This is a genomic window from Aurantimonas coralicida DSM 14790 (assembly GCF_000421645.1).
GTDB classification, from domain to species: domain Bacteria; phylum Pseudomonadota; class Alphaproteobacteria; order Rhizobiales; family Rhizobiaceae; genus Aurantimonas; species Aurantimonas coralicida.
This window is the reverse complement of the sequence record NZ_ATXK01000002.1, coordinates 39670-64407: the sequence shown is the minus strand read 5'-3', so window position 1 is coordinate 64407 and position 24738 is coordinate 39670. Positions and strand designations below refer to the sequence as shown.

The 24738-nt window shown below is 68.8% G+C and carries 28 protein-coding genes; 21 read left to right on the top strand and 7 right to left on the bottom strand.

Annotation, left to right across the window (positions count from 1 at the left end):
• Positions 1 to 46 precede the first annotated feature (46 nt).
• The 3 genes from H536_RS0104885 to hrcA all read right to left on the bottom strand — a co-directional run bounded on the left by H536_RS0104885 (position 47) and on the right by hrcA (position 2545).
• Positions 47 to 505, bottom strand: coding sequence for a DUF411 domain-containing protein (locus H536_RS0104885; protein WP_024349402.1), 459 nt, complete (start codon positions 503 to 505; stop codon positions 47 to 49).
• Between the two features lie 80 nt (positions 506 to 585).
• Complete coding sequence (gene grpE / locus H536_RS0104880; protein ID WP_024349401.1) at positions 586 to 1314, bottom strand: nucleotide exchange factor GrpE; 729 nt, start codon at positions 1312 to 1314, stop codon at positions 586 to 588.
• 121 nt (positions 1315 to 1435) lie between these two features.
• A complete protein-coding gene (gene hrcA / locus H536_RS0104875) occupies positions 1436 to 2545 on the bottom strand; it encodes a heat-inducible transcriptional repressor HrcA (RefSeq protein ID WP_024349400.1) in 1110 nt (369 codons plus the stop codon).
• Between the two features lie 238 nt (positions 2546 to 2783).
• Here hrcA and rph point away from each other — a divergent pair, with 238 nt between their 5' ends.
• From rph to H536_RS0104820, 11 genes are all read left to right on the top strand, one after another.
• A complete protein-coding gene (gene rph / locus H536_RS0104870; RefSeq protein ID WP_024349399.1) occupies positions 2784 to 3509 on the top strand; it encodes a ribonuclease PH in 726 nt (241 codons plus the stop codon).
• Complete coding sequence (gene rdgB, locus H536_RS0104865; protein ID WP_024349398.1) at positions 3506 to 4150, top strand: RdgB/HAM1 family non-canonical purine NTP pyrophosphatase; 645 nt, start codon at positions 3506 to 3508, stop codon at positions 4148 to 4150. Before rph ends, rdgB begins: the two co-directional genes overlap by 4 nt.
• Positions 4147 to 5343, top strand: a complete 1197-nt coding sequence (gene hemW / locus H536_RS0104860) for a radical SAM family heme chaperone HemW (RefSeq protein ID WP_024349397.1) — start codon at positions 4147 to 4149, stop codon at positions 5341 to 5343. The genes rdgB and hemW overlap by 4 nt, the downstream gene beginning before the upstream one ends.
• A gap of 72 nt (positions 5344 to 5415) precedes the next feature.
• A complete protein-coding gene (locus H536_RS0104855) occupies positions 5416 to 5670 on the top strand; it encodes a BrnT family toxin (RefSeq protein WP_024349396.1) in 255 nt (84 codons plus the stop codon).
• Positions 5657 to 5929, top strand: a complete 273-nt coding sequence (locus tag H536_RS0104850; protein WP_024349395.1) for a BrnA antitoxin family protein — start codon at positions 5657 to 5659, stop codon at positions 5927 to 5929. The genes H536_RS0104855 and H536_RS0104850 overlap by 14 nt, the downstream gene beginning before the upstream one ends.
• Entirely contained in the window at positions 5929 to 6849 is a 921-nt protein-coding gene (gene rsmI / locus H536_RS0104845; protein ID WP_024349394.1) for a 16S rRNA (cytidine(1402)-2'-O)-methyltransferase, read from the top strand. Before H536_RS0104850 ends, rsmI begins: the two co-directional genes overlap by 1 nt.
• Positions 6846 to 7229 (top strand): YraN family protein, encoded by a 384-nt coding sequence (locus H536_RS0104840; protein ID WP_024349393.1) that lies wholly within the window; start codon positions 6846 to 6848, stop codon positions 7227 to 7229. Before rsmI ends, H536_RS0104840 begins: the two co-directional genes overlap by 4 nt.
• 111 nt (positions 7230 to 7340) lie before the next feature.
• Positions 7341 to 9212, top strand: a complete 1872-nt coding sequence (locus H536_RS0104835; protein ID WP_155898395.1) for an ABC transporter ATP-binding protein — start codon at positions 7341 to 7343, stop codon at positions 9210 to 9212.
• Between the two features lie 32 nt (positions 9213 to 9244).
• Complete coding sequence (dapB, locus tag H536_RS0104830) at positions 9245 to 10054, top strand: 4-hydroxy-tetrahydrodipicolinate reductase (RefSeq protein WP_024349391.1); 810 nt, start codon at positions 9245 to 9247, stop codon at positions 10052 to 10054.
• 58 nt (positions 10055 to 10112) lie between these two features.
• Positions 10113 to 10733, top strand: coding sequence for a 2,3-bisphosphoglycerate-dependent phosphoglycerate mutase (locus H536_RS0104825; protein ID WP_024349390.1), 621 nt, complete (start codon positions 10113 to 10115; stop codon positions 10731 to 10733).
• A 109-nt stretch (positions 10734 to 10842) separates the two neighbouring features.
• Positions 10843 to 11391, top strand: coding sequence for a formaldehyde-activating enzyme (locus H536_RS0104820; RefSeq protein WP_024349389.1), 549 nt, complete (start codon positions 10843 to 10845; stop codon positions 11389 to 11391).
• A 21-nt stretch (positions 11392 to 11412) separates the two neighbouring features.
• On the opposite strand, the gene H536_RS0104815 is transcribed toward H536_RS0104820, so the two are convergent.
• The 3 genes from H536_RS0104815 to H536_RS0104805 form a co-directional block, all read right to left on the bottom strand.
• Entirely contained in the window at positions 11413 to 12081 is a 669-nt protein-coding gene (locus tag H536_RS0104815) for an endonuclease III domain-containing protein (protein ID WP_029702759.1), read from the bottom strand.
• A gap of 123 nt (positions 12082 to 12204) precedes the next feature.
• Positions 12205 to 13125 carry a bifunctional helix-turn-helix domain-containing protein/methylated-DNA--[protein]-cysteine S-methyltransferase gene (locus H536_RS0104810; protein ID WP_024349387.1) on the bottom strand — a complete coding sequence of 307 codons (921 nt, stop codon included), beginning with the start codon at positions 13123 to 13125 and terminating at the stop codon, positions 12205 to 12207.
• Positions 13126 to 13216: 91 nt separating this feature from the next.
• Positions 13217 to 13726 (bottom strand): DUF2244 domain-containing protein, encoded by a 510-nt coding sequence (locus tag H536_RS0104805; RefSeq protein WP_024349386.1) that lies wholly within the window; start codon positions 13724 to 13726, stop codon positions 13217 to 13219.
• Positions 13727 to 13751: 25 nt separating this feature from the next.
• Here H536_RS0104805 and nth point away from each other — a divergent pair, with 25 nt between their 5' ends.
• Positions 13752 to 14552, top strand: a complete 801-nt coding sequence (nth, locus tag H536_RS0104800; protein ID WP_024349385.1) for an endonuclease III — start codon at positions 13752 to 13754, stop codon at positions 14550 to 14552.
• On the opposite strand, the gene H536_RS0104795 is transcribed toward nth, so the two are convergent.
• Positions 14509 to 15288 carry a sulfate transporter family protein gene (locus H536_RS0104795; protein WP_024349384.1) on the bottom strand — a complete coding sequence of 260 codons (780 nt, stop codon included), beginning with the start codon at positions 15286 to 15288 and terminating at the stop codon, positions 14509 to 14511. The genes nth and H536_RS0104795 overlap by 44 nt on opposite strands.
• 130 nt (positions 15289 to 15418) lie before the next feature.
• On the opposite strand from H536_RS0104795, the gene H536_RS0104790 reads away from it, so the two are divergent.
• From H536_RS0104790 to H536_RS0104750, 9 genes are all read left to right on the top strand, one after another.
• The gene (locus tag H536_RS0104790; RefSeq protein ID WP_024349383.1) at positions 15419 to 16420 is read left to right on the top strand and encodes an adenosine kinase; all 1002 of its coding nucleotides are present in this window, start codon (positions 15419 to 15421) and stop codon (positions 16418 to 16420) included.
• Positions 16421 to 16505: 85 nt separating this feature from the next.
• The gene (locus tag H536_RS0104785; protein WP_024349382.1) at positions 16506 to 17498 is read left to right on the top strand and encodes a Gfo/Idh/MocA family protein; all 993 of its coding nucleotides are present in this window, start codon (positions 16506 to 16508) and stop codon (positions 17496 to 17498) included.
• A 146-nt stretch (positions 17499 to 17644) separates the two neighbouring features.
• Positions 17645 to 18643, top strand: a complete 999-nt coding sequence (gene mepA / locus H536_RS0104780; RefSeq protein WP_024349381.1) for a penicillin-insensitive murein endopeptidase — start codon at positions 17645 to 17647, stop codon at positions 18641 to 18643.
• Between the two features lie 141 nt (positions 18644 to 18784).
• The gene (locus H536_RS0104775) at positions 18785 to 19810 is read left to right on the top strand and encodes a glucokinase (protein ID WP_024349380.1); all 1026 of its coding nucleotides are present in this window, start codon (positions 18785 to 18787) and stop codon (positions 19808 to 19810) included.
• 116 nt (positions 19811 to 19926) lie between these two features.
• Positions 19927 to 20865 (top strand): glutathione synthase, encoded by a 939-nt coding sequence (gene gshB / locus H536_RS0104770; RefSeq protein WP_024349379.1) that lies wholly within the window; start codon positions 19927 to 19929, stop codon positions 20863 to 20865.
• A 122-nt stretch (positions 20866 to 20987) separates the two neighbouring features.
• A complete protein-coding gene (locus H536_RS0104765) occupies positions 20988 to 21575 on the top strand; it encodes an SH3 domain-containing protein (RefSeq protein ID WP_024349378.1) in 588 nt (195 codons plus the stop codon).
• A gap of 101 nt (positions 21576 to 21676) precedes the next feature.
• Positions 21677 to 22468: a 4'-phosphopantetheinyl transferase family protein gene (locus H536_RS0104760; RefSeq protein WP_051141512.1), complete on the top strand. Its 792-nt coding sequence runs from the start codon at positions 21677 to 21679 to the stop codon at positions 22466 to 22468.
• Positions 22465 to 23277, top strand: a complete 813-nt coding sequence (locus H536_RS0104755; RefSeq protein ID WP_024349376.1) for a metallophosphoesterase family protein — start codon at positions 22465 to 22467, stop codon at positions 23275 to 23277. Before H536_RS0104760 ends, H536_RS0104755 begins: the two co-directional genes overlap by 4 nt.
• Positions 23278 to 23447: 170 nt before the next feature.
• Positions 23448 to 24668 carry a YeeE/YedE family protein gene (locus H536_RS0104750; RefSeq protein ID WP_024349375.1) on the top strand — a complete coding sequence of 407 codons (1221 nt, stop codon included), beginning with the start codon at positions 23448 to 23450 and terminating at the stop codon, positions 24666 to 24668.
• The last annotated feature ends 70 nt before the right edge of the window (positions 24669 to 24738 follow it).

The following is a 24738-nucleotide window of genomic DNA, read 5'->3' as shown; positions in this document are numbered from 1 at the left end:
CCAGGATCAGGCGCGACGCCCTGTCCTGTCAGAAATTGGCGGCCGGTCAGCGGGCGCCGACAGCCTGATAGACGGTCGGACCGCCTTCGCCGCCGAAGCCGTAGACGTCGTAGCGGGCATCCGGATCGTCGCCCATGCCGGGCGAGCCCATCGGCATGCCCGGCGCCGACAGGCCGGCCAGGGCGGGACGCTCGGCGAGGAGCCGGTCGATCGCATCCATCGGCACATGGCCCTCGATGACATAGCCGTCGATCCTGGCCGTGTGGCACCCTTCCATCGCCGCCGGTACCTTCGCCGCACGCTTGATCGGGGTCAGTTCGTCGGTGTTCGTGACGGTAACGTCGAAGCCATGGGCGCGGGCAATGTCCGTCCAGGCCTCGCAGCAGCCGCAGCTCGGCGACTTCCAGACCGACATATGCCGATCGGCGTGATCGGCCTTGGCCGCCAGCGTGCCGAGCACGAGCAGTCCGGCCGAAACCGCGAGCGGGAGGATCGTCTTCGTCATAAGTCGCCTGTTCTTGCCTGGCATCCGTATCGCGAACTGGTCCCCGCGATACGGAAAAGCGTCGGCGGGCTTTGTGGCGATCAGATGGTGTCGCCGGCGTCCTGCGGGGCGGCGTCCGCCTCGGCCTTGGCGGCAGAGGCCTTCGGCCCGCCCTTGGAGACGCCGACCATGGCCGGGCGCAGCACGCGCTCGCCAATGGCATAGCCCGCCTGCACGACCTGCAGGACGGTGCCGTTCGGCACTTCGGTGTTCGGAATCTCGAACATCGCCTGATGGAAATTCGGGTCGAAGCGCTGGCCTTCCGGGTCGAGCTTCTTGACGCCGTGCTTCTCCAGCGTGCTGAGCAGCGACCGCTCGGTCACCTCGACGCCGTCGATGAGACCGGCCAGACCACCCTCGCCATCGGCCTTGGCTTCGGCCGGCACGGCTTCCAGCGCGCGGCGCAGATTGTCGGCGACCGACAGGATCTCGCGGGCAAAGCCGGTCACCGCATAGGTGCGCGCATCCTTGACCTCGCGCTCGGTCCGCCGGCGCAGGTTTTCCATGTCGGCGGCCAGCCGCAGCAGGCGATCCTTGACGTCGGCGTTCTCGGCTTCCAGCGCGGCGATGCGTTCGGCATCGGCGCTGGCGGCCGCATCGGCGTCGGCAAAGCCGCTGGCGGCGTCCGCATAGCCGCTGCCCTCGGCATTGGCATTGGCCGCCGCGCGCCGCGCCTCGGCCTCGCTCGCCGGGTCGGCGCGATCGCGGGCGGCCGGGTCAGCCGCCCGGTTGCGGGCTTCGTCGTGTTCGCGCTTGCCGGTATCGCTCATGCGTCATCACCTCGTGTCGGGGCCTGGCTGCGCAAGTCCGGCGGTGGGAGTTCCCACGCGAACCGCGCAGCGCGGCGGAAAATCGTTGTCGCGCCGCATATCGAATTGACGGGACGGAAAATCAAGCCTCGCGGGCAGCCGCGCCCGAGGTCAGAAGCCGCGATACGATGCGCGCGGTATAGTCCACCATCGGCACGATCCGCTTGTAGTTGAGCCGGGTCGGACCGATCACGCCCACCGCGCCGATGACGCTCTCGCCGCCGCCCTGATAGGGGGCGACCACCAGCGAGGATCCGGACAGCGAGAAAAGCTTGTTCTCCGATCCGATGAAGATCCGCACGCCATTGCCCTTCTCGGCAAGGCCCAGAAGCTCGATGATGCCGCTCTTGGTTTCGAGGTCGTCGAAAAGCAGGCGCAGCCGCTCGATGTCCTCGGAGGCGGTGACATTTTCCAGGAGGTTGGCCCGGCCGCGCACGATCAGCCGCGCCGGCTGGTCGGCCGAGGCGCCGGACCAGACCGCGAGCCCCTTTTCGACGAGCTGGCGCGACAGGAGATCGAGGGCGCTGGAGGTGTCGTCCTTCAGCCGGGCGATCTCCTCGCTCGCCTCGCCCAGCGTACGGCCGACGATATGGGCGTTGAGGAAGTTTCCGGCCTCGACGAGCTGCGAGGCGGTGACACCGGCCGGCAGGTCGAGAATGCGATTCTCCACCTCGCCATTGGCGCCGACCAGCACCGCCAGCGCCCGCGTCGGCTCCAGACGGATGAACTCGATATGCTTGAGGCGCAGATCGGCCTTGGAGGTGAGCACGATGCCGGCGCCGCGAGAGAGGCCGGACAGGAGCTGGCTCGCCTCGGTCAGAAGCGATTCGAACGGGCGGCCGTCGCCCGACACGCGCACCTTTTCCTCGATCTCCTCGCGCTCGGAGGAGCCGAGATCGCCGACTTCCAGAAAGGCGTCGACGAAGAAGCGCAGGCCCAGTTCAGTCGGCATGCGTCCGGCGCTGACATGCGGCGCATAGATCAGGCCGAGCGCTTCCAGATCGCTCATCACATTGCGGATCGAGGCCGGCGAAAGCGCGTTGGTCAGGAGCCGCGACAGCATGCGCGAGCCCACCGGCTCGCCGATGTCGAGATAGCTTTCGACGATCAGCCGGAAGATCTCCCGCGAGCGCTCGTCCAGCGGCAGTGCTCCGGAAGCCAAATCGCTGACAGGCAAACGGAATTCAGTCATGGCGTCGCATCGTTTCCCGCATGACCGGACTATAGGGAATGCTCGGGCCCTCGCCAAGCCGTCCGGCCGCGATAGCCCTCGCCGCAAGCACCTTTCCGGCCGATCTTCTGCCATCGCGCGGCGCCCCGCCATGACGGCGACGCGAAAATCTTTGATCCGTCGGGTCATCGCCGATACAAGCCCGGCGCAACCCGAAGCATCTATTCCCTTCTCCAGGACCGATTGTCAGGACCTCATCATGCGGCCATCCAAACGCGCCTTCGACGAATTGCGGCCCGTCAGCCTCGAGCGGAACTACTCCCGTCACGCCGAAGGCTCGTGCCTCGTCCGGTTCGGCGACACCCATGTCCTGTGCACGGCGAGCCTTGAAGAGCGCGTGCCGGGCTGGCTGAAAAATTCCGGCAAGGGCTGGGTGACGGCCGAATACGGCATGCTGCCGCGCGCCACGGGCGACCGGATGCGCCGCGAGGCGGCGTCCGGCAAGCAGTCGGGCCGCACCCAGGAAATCCAGCGCCTCGTCGGTCGCAGCCTGCGCGCCGTTGTCGACCTGCAGGCGCTGGGCGAGCGCCAGATCACCGTGGATTGCGACGTCATCCAGGCCGATGGCGGCACCCGCACGGCGGCGATCACCGGCGGCTACGTGGCACTGGCCGACTGCCTCGCCTGGATGGGCCAGCGCGCCATGGTCGACCCGGCCAAGGTGCTGAAGGACCATGTCGCGGCGATCTCCTGCGGCATCTACAAGGGCGAGCCGGTGCTCGACCTCGACTACCCGGAGGATTCCGCCGCCGAGACCGACGCCAATTTCGTCATGACAGGCTCCGGCGGCATCGTCGAGATCCAGGGCACCGCCGAGGGCACGCCGTTCTCGCAGGACGAGTTCCTCAAGCTCCTTGATCTCGCCCGCAAGGGGATCAACGATCTCGTCGGCATGCAGCGCCAAGCCATCGAGGCCGCGCCATGAAACGTCTCGACCCGAAGGACGGCCCGCTTCTGGTCGCCAGCCACAACATCGGAAAGATCTGGGAAATCCGCGAGCTGATGGAGCCCTTCGGCTTCGAGGTGACCTCGGCGAAGGACAAGGGCCTCGAGGATCCCGAGGAGACCGGCACGACCTTCGAGGCCAATGCCGAGCTCAAGGCGCTGGCCGCCATGCGCGCCACCGGCCTCGTGTCGCTGTCGGACGATTCCGGCATCGCCATCGACGCGCTGAACGGCGATCCCGGCATCTATTCGGCGCGCTGGGGCGGTCCGGATCGCGATTTCGCCATGGCGATGCGCAATGTCGAGGAAAAGCTGCAGGCGGCCGGCGCCACGACGCCGGAGCAGCGCCGGGCGAAATTCGTCGCGGTTCTGTGCCTTGCGGATCCGGCCGGCGGCACGCATCTCTTCCGGGGCGAGGTCGAGGGGACCATCGTCTGGCCGCCGCGCGGCGAACTCGGCTTCGGCTACGATCCGATCTTCCTGCCCGACGGCAGCGACCGGACCTTCGGCGAGATGATGTCGGCGGAAAAACACGCCTGGAAGCCCGGCCAGCCGACCGCCATGTCGCATCGGGCGCGGGCCTTCCAGAAATTCGCGCGCGACGCACTCGGAGTCGAATGACGATCCATTCCCGCCCAGGCCGCGACGTCCTCGCCTTCGAGCCGCAATCGCGCGCGCCGGGGTTCGGCGTCTATGTGCATTGGCCGTTCTGCGCGGCCAAATGCCCGTATTGCGACTTCAACAGCCATGTCCGCCACAAGCCGGTGGACCAGGAGCGCTATGCGGCGGCCTTCGAGCGGGAACTGGCCGAGATGGCCCGCCGCTCGGCGGGTGAAACGGTCACCTCGGTCTTCTTGGGCGGTGGTACGCCGTCGCTGATGGAGCCAGCGACTGTCGGCCGGATCCTCGATGCCGTGGCCGCCAACTGGACGATCGCCGACGGCGCCGAGATCACGCTGGAGGCCAATCCCTCAAGCGTCGAGGCGGAGCGGTTCCGCGGCTATCGCGAGGCCGGCGTCAACCGCGTGTCGCTCGGCGTTCAGGCCTTGAACGACCGCGACCTTCGGCTTCTCGGCCGGCTGCACAGCGTCGACCAGGCGCTGCACGCCATCGGCCTTGCCCGCGAAATCTTCCCGCGCCTGTCCTTCGACCTGATCTATGCCCGGCCCGACCAGACCGTCGCCGCCTGGGAGAGCGAACTGAACCAGGCGATCGATCTGGCCGCCGACCATCTGTCGCTCTACCAGCTGACCATCGAGGAAGGCACGCCCTTCTACGCGCTGCACAAGGCGGGCAAGCTGATCGTGCCGGATGGCGACCTGTCTGCCGATCTCTACGAATCCACCCAGCGGATCACCGCCGAACGCGGCCTGCCGGCCTACGAGATCTCCAACCACGCCGTCCCTGGCGCCGAATCCCGTCACAACCTGACCTACTGGCGCTACGGGCTTTATGCCGGTGTCGGCCCCGGCGCCCATGGCCGGCTGATGGGGCCGGGCGGCCGCCACGCCATCTCCAACGAGCCGCTGCCGGAAACCTGGCTGAAGATGGTCGAATCCTGGGACAGCGGGGCGGTGGTCGATGAATTGCTGAGCCCGACCGAGCAGGCGGACGAATTGCTGCTGATGGGCCTGCGCCTGACCGAGGGCATCGACCTGAAGCGCTGGCGCAAGCTGACCGGCCGCGATCTCGATCCGGTCAGCGAGGCCGACCTGATGGCTCACGGCATGGTGGAACGCCTCGGGCCCGACCGGCTGCGGGCGACGCCCGCCGGCATGCTCGTCCTCGACGCGGTGGTCGCCGACCTCGCCTGAGACGGATTTCGTCGACGCCCCCGGCGCCCTATATAGTGGATGGCGACCGTCACGTGCCGGAGCCGTCGCGCATTGGATTTCGACCCCGCCAAGGATGCCGCGAATATCGCCAAGCACGGCGTCTCTTTGGCAAGAGCGGCGGATATGGATCTGCGGCTGGTCATCAGGGATGACCGCCACGACTATGGTGAGGCGCGGTTTCGTGGTTTCGGCTTCATCGACGGCCAGCCTTTCTGTGTTGCCTTCACCGTCCGCGCCGGCTCAGTGCGTCCGATCAGTCTCCGCCGCGCCCATCGAAAGGAGTTCGAACGCTATGTCGGACAATAGCCAAGACCCTGTCATCGACAGCGACAATCCCGAATGGACGCAGGCAGATTTTCGCGAGGCCCGGGCGGCGGACGCGACGCTTCCGCCCGAAATTCTTGCGCAGTTCGGCCAAAGTGGCCGCCAGTCCCGAACCTCGCCGTCCGGAAAGATTCCGGTCGCGCTCGAGCTCAGCCCCGAGGTCCTTTCCCATTTCAAGGCAACAGGGCCCGGCTGGCAGGAACGGATCGACGAAGCGCTGAAGCGGTCGATCGCCAAGTGATGCCCGAAGAGTTGCAGGCGCAGAAAGACGAGCAGGCCACCGCCCGCCGCTATCGCATTCGGGATGTGGCGCACACGGCGCCGAAGCCGGAGCCGGGCCTCTATCTGGTGGCGACGCCCATCGGCAATCTCGGCGACGTGACCCTGCGCGGGCTGGAGCTCATCGCCGGGGCCGATCGCCTCGCCTGCGAGGATACGCGCGTCACCGCCAAGCTGCTGCATCGCTTCGGCATCGAGCGGCGAATGTTCGCCTATCACGAGCACAATGCCGAAAATGCCGGCGCTGCGCTCCTCGCCGATCTCAAGGCCGGCCTGTCGGTGGCGCTGGTCTCGGACGCCGGGACTCCGCTGGTGTCGGACCCCGGCTACCGGATCGTGCAGGAGGCGATCGCGGCCGGGATTCCAGTGGTGCCGATCCCCGGCGCCTCGGCGGCCCTCGCCGCGCTGCTCGCCTCGGGCCTGCCGTCGGACGCCTTCTTCTTTGCCGGCTTCCTGCCGCAGAAGGAGCAGGCGCGCGCGCAGCGGCTGGAGGAACTCGCCCGCATTCCCGGCACGCTGGTCTTCTTCGAGGCGCCGCACCGGATCGCCGACAGTCTCGCGGCCATGGACCAGGCTCTCGGCGCGCGTCAGGCGGCCGTCTGCCGCGAACTGACCAAGGCGTACGAGACGATCTATCGCGGCACGCTTGGCGATCTTGCCGCCCAGTTCGCCGCCATGGAACGGGTGCGCGGCGAGATCGTCGTCTGCATCGCGCCGCCCGATGCGCCGCCGGTCGCGAGCGAGGCCGACGCCGACGCGATCCTGTCGGGTCTGCTGGCGGAGATGAAGCCCACCAAAGCGGCGCAGGAAGCGGCCCGGCTGACCGGCCTCGGGCGACGCGACCTCTATCAGCGCGCCCTTGCCCTCAAGGACCGACAGTGACCTCTGCGGACGCGGCCCGCGCCCGGCGGCGGCAGGGCTTTCGCAAGGGCCATCGCGGCGAGTGGCTGGCGGCCATGGCGCTGCGGCTGAAGGGCTACCGCATCCTCGCCGTCCGGCACCGCACGAAAGCCGGCGAAATCGACCTGATCGCCCGCCGCGGCGATCTCGTCGCTTTCGTCGAGGTCAAGGGCCGCGCGACGCTCGCCGAGGCGATGGATGCGGTCGGCCCGCAGACCCAGCGCCGGATCGAGGCCGCGGCCGATCTGTGGATCGGGCGCCGGGCCGATTTCGCCCGGCTCTCGCGCCGCTTCGACATCGTCGCCGTGCTGCCATGGCGCTGGCCGGTCCATGTCACCGGCGCGTGGCAGGGTCGCGGCTAGGCTCCGAGGCATCCCGACCGTTGCCGATCGGCCAGTGCCGGCGGATTTCCGACGCGGCGCCCGCCCGGCCCCGATAGGCACCGGACGCATGAGCCTCTATAGGACGTCGCGATGAGCAAGAAAACGACAGCCGGGCAGGCCGCCGGCGCGACGACGAAGAAGCGGATCTCCCTGAAGGAGCCGGGCGAGCGCGGTCTCGTGCTGCGGCTCCTGAAGCGGATCATCCAGGAGAACGGCCGGCAGTTCCTGCGCCAGTACGTGATGGCGATCGTCTGCCTCGTGCTGGTCGCGGCCTCGACGGCGTTTCTCGCCTGGATCATGCGCAGCGTGATCGACGACATCTTCGTCAACCAGAACCGCGCCGCCATCGTCACGCTTCCGATCGTCGTCTTCCTGGCCTTCGCCACGCGCGGCCTTGCCACCTACGGCCAGGGCGTGATCCTCGCCCGCATCGGCAACCACATCGTCGCGCGCTACCAGCGACGGCTGTTCGCCCATCTGATGGCCCTGTCGGTGGACTTCTTCGGCGAGAACCGCTCGGCGCATCTGGCGGCCCGGATCAACCAGAATGTCGCCGGCATCCGCGACACGCTGAACCTGACGGTCACCTCGATCGCCCGCGATCTCCTGACGCTGATCTTCCTGGTCTTCGTGATGATCTACCAGGACCCGCTCCTGTCGATGATCGCGCTGATCGCCGGGCCGCCGATCGCGCTGATGATCGGCATCCTGGCCCGCAAGCTGCGGGTGGTCACCCGCCAGTCGATCGACCTCAATGCGCGGGTGCTCGGCTCGATCCAGGAGGCGGCGCAGGGCATTACCGTGGTGAAGGCCTTCACCATGGAAAAGCCGCTACGCGCACGCATCGAGACGCTGATCCTCGGTGCCGAGGAACGCTCCAACCGCATCGCCGTCATCACCGAGCGCACCACGCCGGTCACCGAGATCGTCGCCGGCCTCGCGATCGCCGGGGTGATCGCCTATTCGGGCTACCGCGCCATCGTCTACGGCTATTCGCCGGGCGCCATGTTCGCCTTCATCACGGCGCTGCTGCTCGCCTATGATCCGGCCCGCCGTCTCGCCAAGCTGCAGGTGCAACTCGAGCGGGCGCTCGTCAACGCCCAGATGATCTACGAGATCCTCGATCTTGAGCCGGGCCAGGCCGACAAGCCGGGCGCGCCGGCGCTGAAGGTCGACCGGGCCGAGATCGTCTTCGAGAATGTCGGCTTCGGCTATCATCCGGGCGAACCCGTCCTGAAGGGCATGAGCTTCACCGCCCGGCCCGGCCGCACCACCGCCCTGATCGGCGCGTCCGGCGGCGGCAAGTCCACCGTGATCTCGCTGCTGCAACGCTTCTACGACGTCTCCGAGGGTGCCATCCGCATCGACGGCCAGGACATCCGCGACGTGGCGACCGCCTCGCTGCGCGCCCAGATCGCCTACGTTCCGCAGACGCCGTATCTCTTCGAGGGCACGATCCGCGAGAACATCCGCCTCGGCCGGCCCGATGCGACCGATGAGGAGATCGCCGAGGCTGCGCGGCAGGCACAGGCCGAGGAGTTCATCCTCGCCCAGCCCCAGGGCTACGACACGCCGCTCGGCGAAAACGGCATCTCGCTGTCGGGCGGCCAGCGCCAGCGGCTGTCGATCGCCCGGGCGCTGGTGCGCAACGCGCCGATCCTGCTTCTCGACGAGGCCACATCGGCCCTCGACACGCGCTCCGAGACCCTGGTGCAGGCGGCGCTGGACGAGGCGATGAAGAACCGCACCGTCCTCGTCGTCGCGCATCGCCTGTCGACCATCGTCGGCGCCGACCAGATTCTCGTCGTCGATGGCGGCGAGATCGTCGAGCGCGGCAGCCACGAGGAACTTGTCGGACGCCGCGACGGCCTCTATGCCCGGTTCCACGGCCTGCAGTCGAGCGATCGCCGCAGCGGCACGGCAACGCGGCCCGAGGAAATCGCCGCATCCGTGCGGAGCTGACGCGCCAGGCCGCGCAACGAGGGAGAGACGCGATGGCACCGATGAAGCTGGTCGTCCTGGGCGCCGCCGGTCGCATGGGCCGAACGCTGGTCACCGTGATCGCCGAGACCGAAGGCGCCGTCCTGTCCGGCGCGGTCGAACGCGAGGGCTCGGAGGCGATCGGCCAGGATGCGGGCCTCCTCGCCGGCATCGGAACGTCGGGCGTCCTCATCACCGACGATATCGACGCGGCGCTCGCCGGCGCCGACGGCATCATCGACTTCACCGCGCCGGCGGCCTCCGTCGCCATGGCCGAGCGCGCCGCCAACGGCTCGCTGGTCCATGTCGTCGGCACCACCGGCTGCTCGCCCGATCAGGACGCGGCGATCGCAGCCAGCGCCGAGCGCACCCCGATCGTCAAGTCCGGCAATATGAGCCTGGGCGTCAATCTTCTCGCCGGCCTCGTCGAGAAGGCCGCCCGGGCGCTCGGCCCCGACGCCTTCGACATCGAGATCCTGGAAATGCACCACAAGCACAAGGTGGATGCGCCGTCCGGCACCGCCCTGCTTCTCGGCGAGGCCGCCGCGAAGGGTCGCGGCATTTCGCTTGCCGACAACAGCGTGCGGGTGCGCGACGGCCATACCGGACCGCGCCCCGAGGGCACGATCGGCTTCGCCACGCTGCGCGGCGGCTCGGTCACCGGCGAGCATTCGGTGATCCTGGCCGGCGAAGGCGAGCGCATCGAGATCTCGCATCTGGCGACCGACCGGGCGATCTTTGCCCGCGGCGCCGTCCGCGCCGCCCTCTGGGCGAAGGACCGGGCGCCCGGCCTCTACACCATGGCCGACGTCCTCGGCCTCTGACGGCTGGCGCCCCGCCCGCCCCGATGCTTCATCCGACCCACATGAAAGGTCCGCCGCGATGTCCAGAACCCTCGTCCTCGTCCGCCACGGCCAGAGCGACTGGAACCTCAAGAACCTCTTCACCGGCTGGAAGGACCCCGACCTCACCGAGAAGGGTGTCGAGGAAGCCAAGGATGCCGGGCGCCGCCTGAAGGCCGCCGGCCTGACCTTCCACATCGCCTTCACCAGCGAGCTCTCCCGCGCCCAGCGCACGCTGACGCTGGCGCTCGACGAACTCGGCCAGCCGGACCTTCAGACGATCCGCAACGTCGCCCTCAACGAGCGCGACTACGGCGACCTGTCCGGCCTCAACAAGGACGACGCCCGCGCCAAATGGGGCGAGGAGCAGGTGCATATCTGGCGCCGCTCCTACGACGTGCCGCCGCCGGGCGGCGAGAGCCTGAAGGACACCGGCGCCCGCGTCTGGCCCTATTACATCCACGACATCCTGCCGAAGGTGATGAACGACGGCACGGTGCTGGTCGCCGCCCACGGCAATTCGCTGCGCGCCATGGTGATGGCGCTGGACGGGCTGACCGGCGAGGAGATCGTCGGCCAGGAGATCGCCACCGGCGTGCCGATCGTCTACCGGCTCAACGCCGATACCAGCGTCGCCGAAAAGACCATCCTCGAAGGCTGACGGCGCTCCGGTTTCGCACAAACCCGCGCCGCCTTGGCGCGGGTTTGAGTGCGCCGGCGGAAGCTGCTAGGCCGCAGCGGGCGCCGGAAACCAGCGAGAGAATGCCATCATGACCGACCGTATCGTCCTGCGCAGCGGCGAAGCCCTTGTCGCCGGCGGCCCTCCGGGCACAGCCGCCGAACCGGAAGTCGTCATCGGCGAGCTCGACGGGCCGGTCGGCACCGCGCTCGCCACCCTCACCGGCGACCAGGTGAAGGGCCATAGCCGCGTCTTCGCCCTGCTCAACACCGACATCATGGTCCGCCCGGTCACGCTCTGCGTGTCGAAGGTCACCGTCGACGATCCCAAATACACCAACATCCTGATGGGCACGGTGCAGTTCGCCATCGCCAATGGCGTGCTCGACGCCGTGCGCGAGGGCATCCTGCCGAAGGACCGGGTCAACGACCTCGGCATCATCTGCTCGGTCTGGCTCGCCCCGACCATCGTCGACGTGCCGGATCTCGACCACAAGGTGCTGTTCGACATCCATCGCAAGGGCATGACCCAGGCGATCCGCAAGGCGATGGCGAACGAGCCCTCGATCGACTGGCTCCTGGAGAACCAGGACAAGATCGTCCACAAATACTACCAGATGGGCCTCGACGGTAAGATCTGAGGCCGTCACGGCGACCGCCGCTCAGGGGGCGGCGGCGTCCCGGTTGGCGGCGAACCAGAGGCAGAGATCGGTGAGCATGCAGGCCTCGCAGCGGGGCCTGCGCGCCACGCAGACCGCCTTGCCGAACTGGATCAGCCAGAAATGCCCGTCGCCCTGCGCCCAGTCCGGGGCGCGGGCGGCGAGCTGGTCGGCGGTGGCGTCGGCCCCACGCGCCGCTGTCAGGCCGATGCGGTTGGCAACCCGGTGGACATGAGTGTCGACGGCGATGACGTCCTCTCCGAAGGTGAAGCTGAGAACGATGTCGGCACATTTGCGCCCGACGCCCGGCAGCGCCATCAGCCCGGCCCGATCCTGCGGGACGACCCCGCCATGGGTCTCGAGCAGCGTCTGGCAGAGCCGCGTCAGATTGCGCGCCTTCATGTTGTAGAGGCCGCAGGGTTTGATCGCCCGGGCAATCGCCTCCTCACCCAGCATCAGCATCGCCGGCGGGGTCGTGGCCAGCGCAAATAGCGCCTCGGCCGCCGCGGCCGTGTTGCGGTCGAGGCTCTGGGCCGAGAGGACGCAGGAGACCAGCGAGCGGAACGGGTCGGGCTGATCCTTCGGCCCCTTGGCCGTCGCCGTGCGCCCCGGCATCTCGGCGGCAAGGCGTCGGAACACCGTCTCCACCGACGCCTCCGGCAAAACCGCCATGTCGCTCATCCGTCCGGGCACCGGCCTCGTCCTCCCCTGATCGGGAAGTTCAGATAGGGCCGTGTGCGATCCTGCGAATGCGACCGCTTGCCCCGGCACGGGTCATCGCCAGGACAGCGCACCTCATCCGTTGTCGCGGGCCAGAAGTCCGCTTTCCCAGCCGAGCATCGCCCGCTTGCGGGTGATGCCCCAGTGATAGCCGGTGAGCGCGCCGGACTTGCCGACCACTCGGTGGCAGGGCACCACGAAGGAGATCGGGTTGCGCCCGACCGCCGCGCCGACGGCCCGGGCCGCCTTCGGCGCGCCGATGCGCCCGGCGACGCTGGCATAGGTGGTCGCCTGTCCCACCGGGATCGTCAGCAAAGTCTCCCAGACCCGGATCTCGAAATCCGTGCCAATCAACACCACCCGCAACGGCCGCTCGCTCTGCCAGTGGCCGGGCTCGAAAATGCGCCGGGCGAGCGGGGCGGTCCGGTCGGGCGCCGGCCGGAAGCTCGCCTTCGGCCAGCGCCGGCGCATGTCGTCCAGCGCCGCCGCCTCGCCGCCATCGCCGGGTTCCGCAAAGCCGATGCCGGCGAGGCCCCGTTCGGTGGCCACGACCAGCGCCAGGCCGAAGGGCGTCGCGTGAAAGCCGTAGTCGAAGGCGATGCCCGCGCCCTTGGCCTTGTAAGCGCCCGGCGACTGGGCCTCGTGCTTGACGAAGAGATCGTGCAGCCGCGATGGCCCGGAGAGCCCAACCTCGAAGGCGGCATCCAGCAGCGACGCCCCGCCGTCGAGCAGGCGGCGGGCATGATCCATGGTGACGGCCTGCAGGAACGCCTTCGGCGTCAGCCCGGCCCAGCGGCGGAACACGGCGGTCAACGCCTCTTCCGAGCGGCCGAGCGCGGCGGCAATCTCGCCGAGGCTCGGCTGCTCGCTGTAATGGGTCGAGATGAACTCGATGGCGCGGCGGACCGTCTCGTAATCGCCGAGGCTCTCCTGGCTGGCGGATGGCGTGATCACGGCGGGGTCGGTTCGAACCGTGTCGGGTGCGATCGACAACATGGCAATTCTCCCTTGCTGGCCGATCATCGCCTCCGCGGGCGGCGTCCGCCACCCGTTTTCCGACAATCGGCCAGAGCGAGACGCCAGCCGGTCAGCGGCCCTTGGCGGTCAGCAGCGCGCGGTTGAATTCGCGGGCAAAGCTCTCACGGTCGTCGGGATTGAGAAACTCGCCGATCTCGGTGGAGGCGGCCTTGGAATCGACGCTCATCCGGGTGATGCCGATCTCGTCATGCCGGTCCACCTTGAACCGTGCCCAGAACGGGTTGTGATGGGTCTCGCGGACCTCGCCGCGCGGCGAGATCTTGCGGATGGCCAGGTCGGTCCGGGACACGGTGACCAGTTCGCGTGCCCTGGCCGAGCGGTAGCTGGCGCGAAAGGCCCACCAGATCAGCAGCACGTCGACGCCGAAGAAGCCGAAGACCGGCCAGGCGCCCTTGGCGACGAAGGCGATGCCGGTGACGAGGCTGACCCCGCCGACAAAGGCCATGAGGATGTTGAAGCCGCGCCGGCCAAGCGAGCGGTAGGGCGTCAGCAAGGCCTCGAAGATCGGCCGTTCCGACGCGGCGTCGGCCTGACCTGTGCCATCGCGATTGTCAGTCACGGCGTCGTCTCGCTATAGGGCAACGATGAGCGACAAGATTGGACCATCCGGCCAAGGGGTCAAGCGCAGCAAAAGCGACGCATCGCCTCGCGCGACCAGTGCCAAGCGTCCGGCCAAGGCGGCGACGCGGCGCCCGGCCCGGCCGCGCCGCGTGAAGATCCCCTATTCGGACGAGGAGATCACCGAGATCTTCCGGCGCTTCTCGGTGCAGCGGCCCGAGCCCGTGTCGGAACTCGCCTACACCAATCCGTTCACCCTGCTCGTCGCCGTCGTCCTGTCGGCGCAGGCGACCGATGCCGGCGTCAACAAGGCGACGCGCGAACTGTTTCGCGTCGCCGACGATGCTGCCGCCATGGCGGCGCTGGGCGAGGATGCGATCCGCGAGCATATCCGCACCATCGGGCTCTATCGCAACAAAGCCAAGAACGTCGCCGCCCTCGCCGAGACGCTGGTGGCGCAGCATGGCGGCGAAGTGCCCGGCGAGCGCGCCGCGCTGGAGGCCCTGCCCGGGGTCGGCCGCAAGACCGCCAGCGTCGTTCTCAACGTTGCCTTCGGCGAGGAGACGCTGGCCGTCGACACCCACATCTTCCGGATCGGCAACCGGCTGAAGCTGGCGCCCGGCGCAACGCCCGAGGCGGTGGAGCAGGGCCTCTTGCGGATCATTCCGCAGCCCTATCGCCGCCATGCCCATCACTGGCTGATCCTGCACGGCCGCTATGTCTGCAAGGCCCGCAAGCCGGACTGCGAGGCCTGCGTCATCGCCGATCTCTGCAAGGCCGAGATCAAGACGAACGACGTTCCGGCGCCGCTGCATCCGATCCCCTGACGCGGCGCGCGGTCCGGTCCGCCTGGACCGGCAGGCCGCCGGTCTTTGCCGCGATGCGCTGGTGCAGATGCACCATCAGCGCCGCCGCAAAGAGCGGCGTCAGCAGATTGACGATCGGGATCGCCAGGAAGCCAGCGATCAGGAGGCCCGCCATGAACACCGTGCCGCCATGGCGCGAGCGGATCGCCTTGGCCTCGTCCTCCGACCGGTAGCGCATGGCCGCGAACTCGAAATATTCGCGGCCGAGCAGATAGCCGTTGACCAGGAAGAAGGCGGCGATGTTGACGCCGGGCACGAGCAGCAGCACCAGCGCCAGCAGATTGCCCAAAATGACGACGCCGAAGAACTTCACCGACAGGACGAGCCCCGGCAGGAAGGCCATTGCCGTGCCGGTCGGGGCATCCGGGTAGCTCTCGCGCTCGACCACCACCGCCACGTCGTCGAGGAACAGGCTGGCGATGACCGCGCTGATCGGGCCGATCAGGAAGGCCAGGAGCACCGCCAGAAGCAGGCCGGCGGCCCAGCCGGCCAGCGTGCCGGCCTGATCGAGCCAGCTCAGATCGTCCGGGAAGAGGTTGGACAGGAACGGGACGGCGAATATCTCGGCGATGGCGCCGATGCCGAACCAGAGCGCCACGAGCACCACGGCCGTCAGCCCCAGGGTCTTCCAGAGGGCGGCCCGGAAGGGCGGCGAGAAGATGTCGGCGAGCGCAAGCCGGGCGGCGGTGAAGATCATCGGGCGTCCTTTCCGTCCAGCCGAGATAGGCATGCCGCCGCGCCCCCGCAACGCGGGCCGTGCTTGCCCCGCTGGCCATTTCGGCCGCCGCGGGTTAACCAGACGGCACGCTTCAACGACAGGATGGACCATGGCAGAATACGACGTTCTGACGATCGGCAATGCGATCGTCGACATCATCGCGCGGGCCGACGACGCCTTTCTGGAACGCGAAGGCGTGCAGAAGGCCGGCATGACGCTGATCGACGCCGAACGCGCCGAGCATCTCTACGACGCCATGGGTCCGGGCACCGAGACCTCGGGCGGCAGCGCCGGCAACACCATCGCCGGGCTGGTCAGCCTCGGCGGCACGGGTGCCTATATCGGCAAGGTCGCCAACGACCAGCTCGGCCGGATCTTCACCCACGACATCCGCGCGCTTGGCGTCAAGTTCGACACCACGCCGCTGGACACCACGCCGCCGACGGCGCGCTGCATGGTGCTGGTCACGCCGGACGGCGAGCGTTCGATGAGCACCTTCCTCGGCGCCTGCACCGAGCTCGGACCGCAGGACATCGACGCTTCGCTCGTGGCCGCTGCCAAGGTCACCTATTTCGAAGGCTATCTGTGGGATCCGCCCCGCGCCAAGGAAGCCATCGTCGCCGCCGCGAAGATCGCCCATGAGAACGGCCGCGAGGTCGCCATGACCCTGTCGGATTCCTTCTGCGTGCATCGCTACCGCGCCGAGTTCCTCGACCTGATCCGCTCGGGCACGGTCGACATCGTCTTTGCCAACGAGGCCGAGGCCAAGGCGCTCTACGAGACCGAGGACATGGACGCGGCGATCGACGCGCTGGCCAAGGACGTCAAGCGCTTCACCGCGGTTACCCGCAGCGAGAAGGGCTGCATCGTGGCCGAAGGCGAGCAGCGGATCACGGTGCCTGCGACGGCGGTCGACAAGGTGGTCGACGCGACCGGTGCGGGCGACCTCTTCGCCGCCGGTTTCCTGCGCGGCTATACGATGGGCCTCGACCACGAGAAATCGGCCCGGCTCGGTGTCGCGTCGGCCGGCCACATCATCGGCCAGATCGGCCCGCGCCCGCAGCTGCCGCTGACCGAGCTGGACACCGTGAAGGCCGTCCTGAACGGCTGACGGGATCTGCGACCGGCCGCCTGGCGAGGGGCGGCCGGTCGCGGCAAGGACAATGACGACGAACGACCACAAGGGGGGAACCGGCATGCTCAGATGGGGAATTCTGTCCACCGCCAAGATTGGGCGGGAACATGTGATGCCCGCGATCGCCAAGGCGACCAACGGCCGGCTGGCGGCGATCGCCAGCCGTGACGGGGAGCGGGCGCGCGAAGTCGCCGAGATGTTCAGCATCCCGCGCGCCTATGGCAGCTACAACGAGCTCCTGGCCTCCGACGAGGTCGACGTGATCTACGTCCCGCTGCCGACGTCCCAGCACGCCGAATGGACGCTGAAGGCGATCGAGGCCGGCAAGCACGTCCTGTGCGAAAAGCCGATGGGCATGACCGCCGCGGAGATCGCGACGATCGCCGATGCGGCGAAGGCGGCCGGCGTCACGGTGTCCGAGGCCTTCATGGTCACCTATCACCCGCAATGGGCCAAGGTGCAGCAGCTCATTGCCGACGGCGCCATCGGCCGGCTGATGCATATCGAGGCGGCCTTCAGCTACTACAATGTCGACGCCGCCAACATGCGCAACCGGCCCGAACTGGGCGGCGGCGCGCTGCGCGACATCGGCGTCTATCCCATGGTCACCAGCCGCTTCGCGACCGGCATGGAGCCGGTGCGGGTGCGCGCCAAGGTGGTCACCGATGCCGAATTCGGCACCGATTCCTTCGTCACCGGCACGGTGGATTTCGGCGACTTCGAGATGAGCCTGTATCTGGGCACCCGCATGGCCAACCGGCAGGGCATCGTCTTCCACGGCCAGGACGGCTTCATCGAGATCGCCGCGCCGTTCAACGCCAGCCTCTATGACGGCGACAAGGTGTTCCTGCACGACCGCACGCACCGCCACACCGAGACCTTCCGCTTCCCCGGCATCGACCAGTACCGGCTGCAGGTGGAGAGCTTCGCCGACGCGATCGCCGGCAAGGACACCGAACTGTTCTCGCTGGAATCCAGCCGCCGCAACCAGGCGGCGATCGACGCCCTGTTCGAGGCCGGCCGGACCGGCGACTGGGTCGAGGTTTCCGGCTGACGGCCACGAAAACGGCATAAGCCTGCGGCAGTCTTCGCATGACGATCCGGGCCGGCGTCTCGCCGCGCCCGGGCGCCTTCCCGCAAGCCTCGGCCCAACTGCGCCCGATAGGCTCGCGGACGCGACGACGGGGGACGACGAGGCTGATGACGGCAACGGGCAAGACGCGGACACGCACGGCGGCGGGCGCGCTTCTGGTCGCGGCGATGATGGCATGCACGGCCGTCGCGGCCGAGCCGACCGCCAAGCAGATCTTCGGCAGCCAGCATGCGGCGGCGGCCCTGCCCTCGGCCAGCCACGGCTTCTACTCCAAGGGCTGCCTTGCCGGCGCGGCGCAACTGCCCGCCGACGGCCCGGCATGGCAGGCGATGCGCCTGTCGCGCGATCGCCGCTACGGCCACCCCAACACCATTTCCTTCCTCGAGCGCCTCTCCCGTGAGGCGGCGGCGCGCGGCGTCTGGCCCGGCCTTCTCGTCGGCGACATCTCGCAGGCCCGCGGCGGCCCGATGCCGTCCGGCCATGCCTCGCACCAGATCGGCCTCGACGCCGACATCTGGCTGCAGCCGATGCCGGCCGCCCGGCTGACGCCGGAGGCCCGCGAGGATTTTCCGTTCCGCTCGGTGCTGAAGCCCGGCACCTTCCAGGTCGACGACCGGGTCTGGACCTCGAACTATCGCGACCTTATCCGCATGGCCGCCGAGGACCCCAAGGTGCAGCGCATCTTCGTCCATCCGGGCATCAAGAAGAAGCTGTGCGAGACCACAGGGCGCGAACGCGCCTGGCTGAACAAGGTCCGCCCTTACTACGGCCATCACGAACATTTTCACGTGCGGCTGTTCTGCCAGCCCGGCTCGCCCGGCTGCACGGCCCAGCGCTCCACCGGCAGCGGCGACGGCTGCGGCGATCTCGACTGGTGGTTCGACGTGGCGCTGCAGCCGCCCAAGCCCGGCGGCAAGCCGGCCAAGCCAAAGCCGCCGATGATGCTGGCCGACATGCCTGACGCCTGCCGTCAGGTCGCCAACGCGCCGGCCCGCTTCGACGGCGGCGGCGGCGTGGTGGCCGCCAGCATGGCCGCCCCGGCCGGGGCGCTGGGCTATGCGCCCGAAGTGCGGGTTCCGATCCCGACCAACCGCCCGATCCGCTGAACCGCATCGGTCCGTCCTGCGGGCCGCTGCCGGCCCCGCGGGTGGGGGCGGAGCCGGCGCGCGCGGCGGATCGGCGTTTTGCCTTCGTCACGGCAATGGCCTATGTGGCAGTCATACGAATCGATTGAAGCGGGCATTCCCATGGCAGGCAAGCGCGACGAAAACGACGCGTTGAAGTTTCCGGTCCTGATCGGCGATATCGGCGGCACCAATGCGCGCTTTTCCCTGCTGGTCGACGCCTTCGCCGATCCCAAGCCGTTCCCGGTGATCCAGACCGCGGATTTCGAGACGATCGACGATGCGATCCAGGCGACGGTTCTGGACAAGACTTCCATCCAGCCGAAATCGGCGGTCCTGGCGGTCGCCGGCCCGGTGGACGGCGACGAGATCGACCTGACCAACTGCCCCTGGGTGGTGCGGCCGCGCAAGATGCTGGCCGAGCTGGGGATCGAGGAGGTCATCGTCCTGAACGACTTCGAGGCGCAGGCGCTGGCGATCTCCGCGCTGGGCGACGCCTCGCGCTCGCAGATCGGCGGCGGCACCGTCCATGAAGGCGCCAGCCGCGCCGTGCTCGGCCCCGGCACCGGCCTCGGCGTCGCCGGGCTGGTGCGCGCCCGCAGCATGTGGATCCCGGTCGCCGGCGAAGGTGGTCATATCGATCTCGGCCCGCGTACGCCCCGCGACTACGCGATCTGGCCGCATCTGAAGACCATCGAGGGACGGGTGTCGGGCGAGCAGGTCCTGTGCGGCCGCGGCCTCGTCAATCTCTACGAGGCGATCTGCGCCGCCGACGGCGTCGACCCGGTCCACAGCTCGCCCGCCGAGATCACCGAGGCGGCCGTCAACCGCAAGGATGCGCCGTCGAGCGAAGCCGTCGACCTCTTCGCCACCTATCTCGGCCGTGTCGCCGGCGACATCGCGCTTCTCTTCATGGCCCGCGGCGGCGTCTACATCGCCGGCGGCATCTTCCAGCGCATCATCCCGATCCTGAAGGCCGACCAGGTCCGCGCCGCCTTCGAGGACAAGGCGCCGCACAGCGCGCTGATGCGCGAGATCCCGCTCTTCGTGGTGACCGAGCCGCTGGCCGCGCTGGCCGGCCTCGCCGCCTTTGCCCGCACGCCGCGCTTCTTCGGGCTGGAGACCACCGGACGCCGCTGGGTCGCCTGACCAGGGCCCCGCCCCGGGGCCTTGCCGGCGACGATCCGTCCATTGCCATTGCGCATGCCGCCGCTCGGCGCTACGTCGCAGCGCGGTCGTACCCGTTCCCAGGCGAAGGAAACCCCATGGCGCTCAAAGTCGCGGTCCAGATGGACCATGTCTCCTCGATCTCGATCAAGGGCGATTCCACCTTCGCCCTCTGCCTGGAAGCGCAGAACCGCGGCCACAGCCTGTTCCACTACACGCCCGACCGGCTGTCGCTGCGCGACGGCCGCGCCACGGCCCGCGGCGAGGTGCTGGAACTGCGCGAGGAAGAGGGCAACCATTTCAGCCTCGGGCCCCAGGAAAAGGTCGATCTGGCCGAGATGGACGTCGTCCTCCTGCGCCAGGACCCGCCCTTCGACATGGCCTACATCACCTCGACCCACATTCTCGACCGCATCCACCCGAAGACGCTGGTCGTCAACGACCCGACCTCGGTGCGCAACGCGCCGGAAAAGATCTTCGTCACCGAATTCGCCGATCTGATGCCGGAGACGCTGATCACCAAGGACCCGGAAGAGGTCATGGCCTTTCGCGCCGAATTCGGCGACATCGTCATGAAGCCGCTCTACGGCAATGGCGGCGCCGGCGTCTTCCACATCACCCCGGACGACCGCAACCTGACCTCCTTCCTGGAGACCTTCGGCCTGCTTTTCCGCGAGCCGTTCATCGTGCAGCGCTACCTGAAGGACGTGCGCAAGGGCGACAAGCGGATCATCCTGGTCGACGGCGAGTTCGCCGGTGCGATCAACCGCGTGCCCGCCGAGACCGACACCCGCTCCAACATGCATGTCGGCGGCCAGGCGACCCCGACCGAGCTGACACCCCGCGAACGCGAGATCTGCGAGCGCATCGGACCGGCGCTGCGCGAGCGCGGCCTGATCTTCGTCGGCATCGACGTGATCGGCGATCTCCTGACCGAAATCAACGTCACCTCCCCGACCGGCATCCGCGAGGTGAAGCGCTTCGGCGGCGCCGATATCGCCGCGGTCCTGTGGGACGCGATCGAGGCGAAGCGCTGACCCTCCTGCCGTTGCGGAAGATGAACGCCGGATAACAGGTGCGTTCGGGAACCGTTCGGACTGACTGTGGCTTACTGCAGCAAGAGAACCGGAGAGGTTCCGGCTCAGTCCGAGGGAACGCCATGAACAAGATGCTCTTTGCAGCGCTCGCGGTCGCGAGCGCCATCACGCTGCCGGCGAGCGCACAGGCGCAGTCGCGTGCGATCGCCACCACCGACGTCAATCTGCGCGCCGGCCCGTCGACCTCCTATCCTGCCGTCAACGTCGTCGGCGCCGGCGACCGGGTCCGCGTCTTCGGCTGCCTCGACACCCGCGCCTGGTGCGATGTCGGCTATGACGGCCAGCGCGGCTGGATGTCGTCCAACTATCTCGCCGACGCCCGCGAGCGCCGCTATACCGGCCCGCGCTATGTCGACCGGATGGACGCGCCGGTCATCTCCTTCTCCATCGGCCGCTACTGGGATGACCATTATCGCAGCCGCAATTTCTATCGCGACCGGGACCGCTACGACGATCGCCGGGGCCGCGACCGCCGCGACTTCGATCGCCGCGACGACCGGCGCGATGCCCGTCGCGATGCCCGCCGGGACTTCCGCGAAGACCGGCGTGACGACCGGCGCGAATTCCGCGAGGACCGGCGGGACGATCGTCGCAACTATCGCGAGGAGCGCCGCGACGAACGGCCGGTGCCCCTCTACCGGGTGGACTGAGGCCTCCCCACATTGAACGATGATCGAGGCGCGGGCGCCCCCCCGCGCCTCGATGCTTTTGCGGCCATTGAACCCTGGCCGCCGTGCCGCCGAGGACCGCCTTGCCACCGATCGATCCCGCCACCAGCGCCCCTGTCCTGCCGGAGAACGGCGTCGCCATCTGGCTGACCTTCCTGGCCGATATCGGCGACAGCGAGCGCGCGGCCTATCGCAAGCTCCTCGACCCGCACGAGGTCGAGCGCCACGACCGCTACAAGGTGGCGGGCGCCCGCGACGAGTTCCTGGTCGGGCGGGCGCTGGTCCGCACCACCCTGTCGCGCTACCGCGACACCGCGCCCGCCGACTGGCGCTTCGAGACCAACCGCCATGGCCGGCCCTCGATCGTCGGCGAGGCGGCGGGCGGCCTCGTGTTCAACCTTTCCCATACGCGCGGCCTCGTCGCCCTGGCCGTCTCCAGGGGCTGCGAGATCGGCGTCGACGTGGAGGCAGTCGGCCGGGAAAGCGCCACCTTCGATCTGGCAGGGCGCTATTTCTCGCCGTCTGAAGCCGAGTGGGTGCGCGCGGCGACCGGTCCGGCTCTGGCCGAGCGGTTCTTTGCGGTCTGGACCCTGAAGGAAGCCTATATCAAGGCCCGCGGCATGGGGCTGGCCCTGCCGCTGGACGGCTTCTCCTTCGCCCTCGACGACGCCACCGAGCGGCCGACCATCGCCTTCGATGAAGGCTGCCCCGACGATCCGGCCCGCTGGGCCTTCCTGCGCCGGCGCGTGTCGAACGACCATCGCCTGGCCTTCGCGGCCTCGCCGCCGGACCGGATTGACACCGTGCGATTCCTGCGCACCGTTCCGCTGTCGGGCTCCGTTACCGATATCGATGCCACGGACGTCGCGTCGTGAAGCTCTTCGCCGTCGCCGACCTGCATCTCGGCCACCCGGCCAATCGCGAGGCGATCCACGAGATTGCCGCGCATCCGGACGACTGGCTGATCCTCGCCGGCGACGTCGGCGAGACCGAGCGCCATCTGGATCTGGCCCTCGACGTCCTGCAGCCGAAATACCGGCAGGTGGTCTGGGTACCGGGCAATCACGAACTCTGGGCCGTGGCCAGCGAAGGCGTGCCGCTGCGCGGCGAGGCGCGCTACCGCCACTTCGTCGAGCGCTGCCGGGCCCGCGGCGTGCTGACGCCCGAGGACGCCTATCCGGTCGTCGCCATCGACGGGCAGGACGTGCGCATCGTGCCGATGTTCCTGCTCTACGACTATTCCTTCCGGCCCTCCGATGTCGCCCATGAGGACGCCGTCGCCTGGGCCCGCGAGGGCGGGCCGGTCTGCTCCGACGAGCAGTTCCTGCCGGCCGATCCCCATGCCAGTCGCAGCGCCTGGTGCGCGGCGCGCGTGTCGGCGACCGCGGCCCGCCTCGACGGGCTCGACGACGGCGTGCCCAACATCCTCGTCAATCACTGGCCGCTGCGCCGCGATCTGGCCCGCCTGCCGCGCATTCCGCGCTTCTCGATCTGGTGCGGCACCACCCGCACCGAGGACTGGCACACCCGCTACAACGCTCGGGCCGTGATCTCCGGCCATCTGCACATGCCCTCGTCCAGGACCATCGACGGCGTCGCCTTCGAGGAGGTCTCCTTCGGCTATCCCAAGCAATGGCGCGGTCGCCGCGAACCGGCCGACGCGCTGCGCCGCATCCGGATGTAGCCGGCTCACGAAAGCCTCGCGGCGCCCGAGATGATGCGCTTGGCGCGGATCGGCCTTTGCGGGGAACAATCTTCGCCTCCCGCTGCCGGGCGGAGCATGCTGTGCGTCGTCGGCCCCGCAGCCCGACCCTATCTGTCGTCGCAACAGCCTGCATTTCCACGGAGACATCCATGTCGCAGATCACCATGGCGGGCCGCGCCCCCGGCAGCGGCGCCGTGAGCCCGGCCGCCTGGGTCGCGCTCGGCCTCGCCCTCATCGGCGCGCTGGGTCTCGCCTTCGGCCAGAGCCCGCGCATCGCCGCGCTCTTCGTCGTCGGCGGCGCCTTCGGCCTCGTCCTCTACCATGCCGCCTTCGGCTTCACCTCGGCCTGGCGCAACTTCATCCGCGACGGTCGCGGCCGGGGCCTGCGCGCCCAGATGGTGATGCTCGCCATCGCCGTCGCGCTGTTCTTCCCGGCGCTGGCCGCAGGCAGCCTGTTCGGCCAGGAAGTCTCGGGATTCGTCTCGCCGGTCGGCACCTCGGTGCTGGTCGGGGCGTTCATCTTCGGCATCGGCATGCAGCTGGGAGGCGGCTGCGCCTCCGGCACGCTCTACACCGCCGGCGGCGGCAATGCCCGCATGCTGATCACGCTGGCCTTCTTCATCATCGGCTCGCTGCTGGCGACGATCCATTTCGACTGGTGGATGGCGCTGCCGGCCTTCGAGCCGGTCTCGGTCGTCGACAGTGTCGGCGCGCCGCTGGGCATCGTCCTGTCCTTCGCCCTCTTCGCGGCCATCGCGGCCGTGACGATCCTCGTTGAAAAGCGCCGCCATGGCGGGCTGGAGCAGGCCGACGCACCGAAGCGCCACGGTCTGGCACGCTTTGCCCGCGGGCCGTGGCCGCTGGTCGCCGGCGCCATCGCGCTGGCGCTGCTCAACTTCGTCACGCTGGCGCTGGCCGGGCGCCCCTGGGGCATCACCTCGGCCTTCGCCCTGTGGGGCGCCAAGCTGTCGGAACTCGGCGGCGTCGATCCCTCCGCCTGGTCCTACTGGCAGAAGCCGGGCAATGCGACGGCGCTGTCCTCCAGCATCTTCGCCGACATCACCTCGGTGATGAATTTCGGCATCATCCTCGGTGCCCTCCTCGCCGCGGCCCTCGCCGGCCGGCTGGCGCCGAACTTCGCCATTCCGCTGCGCTCCATCCTGGCCGCGGCGATCGGCGGACTGCTGCTGGGCTATGGCGCGCGAATCGCCTTCGGCTGCAATATCGGCGCCTATTTCGGCGGCATCGCCTCGGGCAGCCTGCATGGCTGGCTGTGGCTGGTCGCCGCCTATGCCGGCTCGGTTCTCGGCGTACGCCTGCGGCCGTTCTTCTTCGTCGGCGAACGGCCGCACGTCACCAAGGACACCTGACTGCACCCATCATCCACAGACCTTTCGAAAGGCCGTCGCGACACCCTCGCGACGGCCTTTTTGCGTGGTT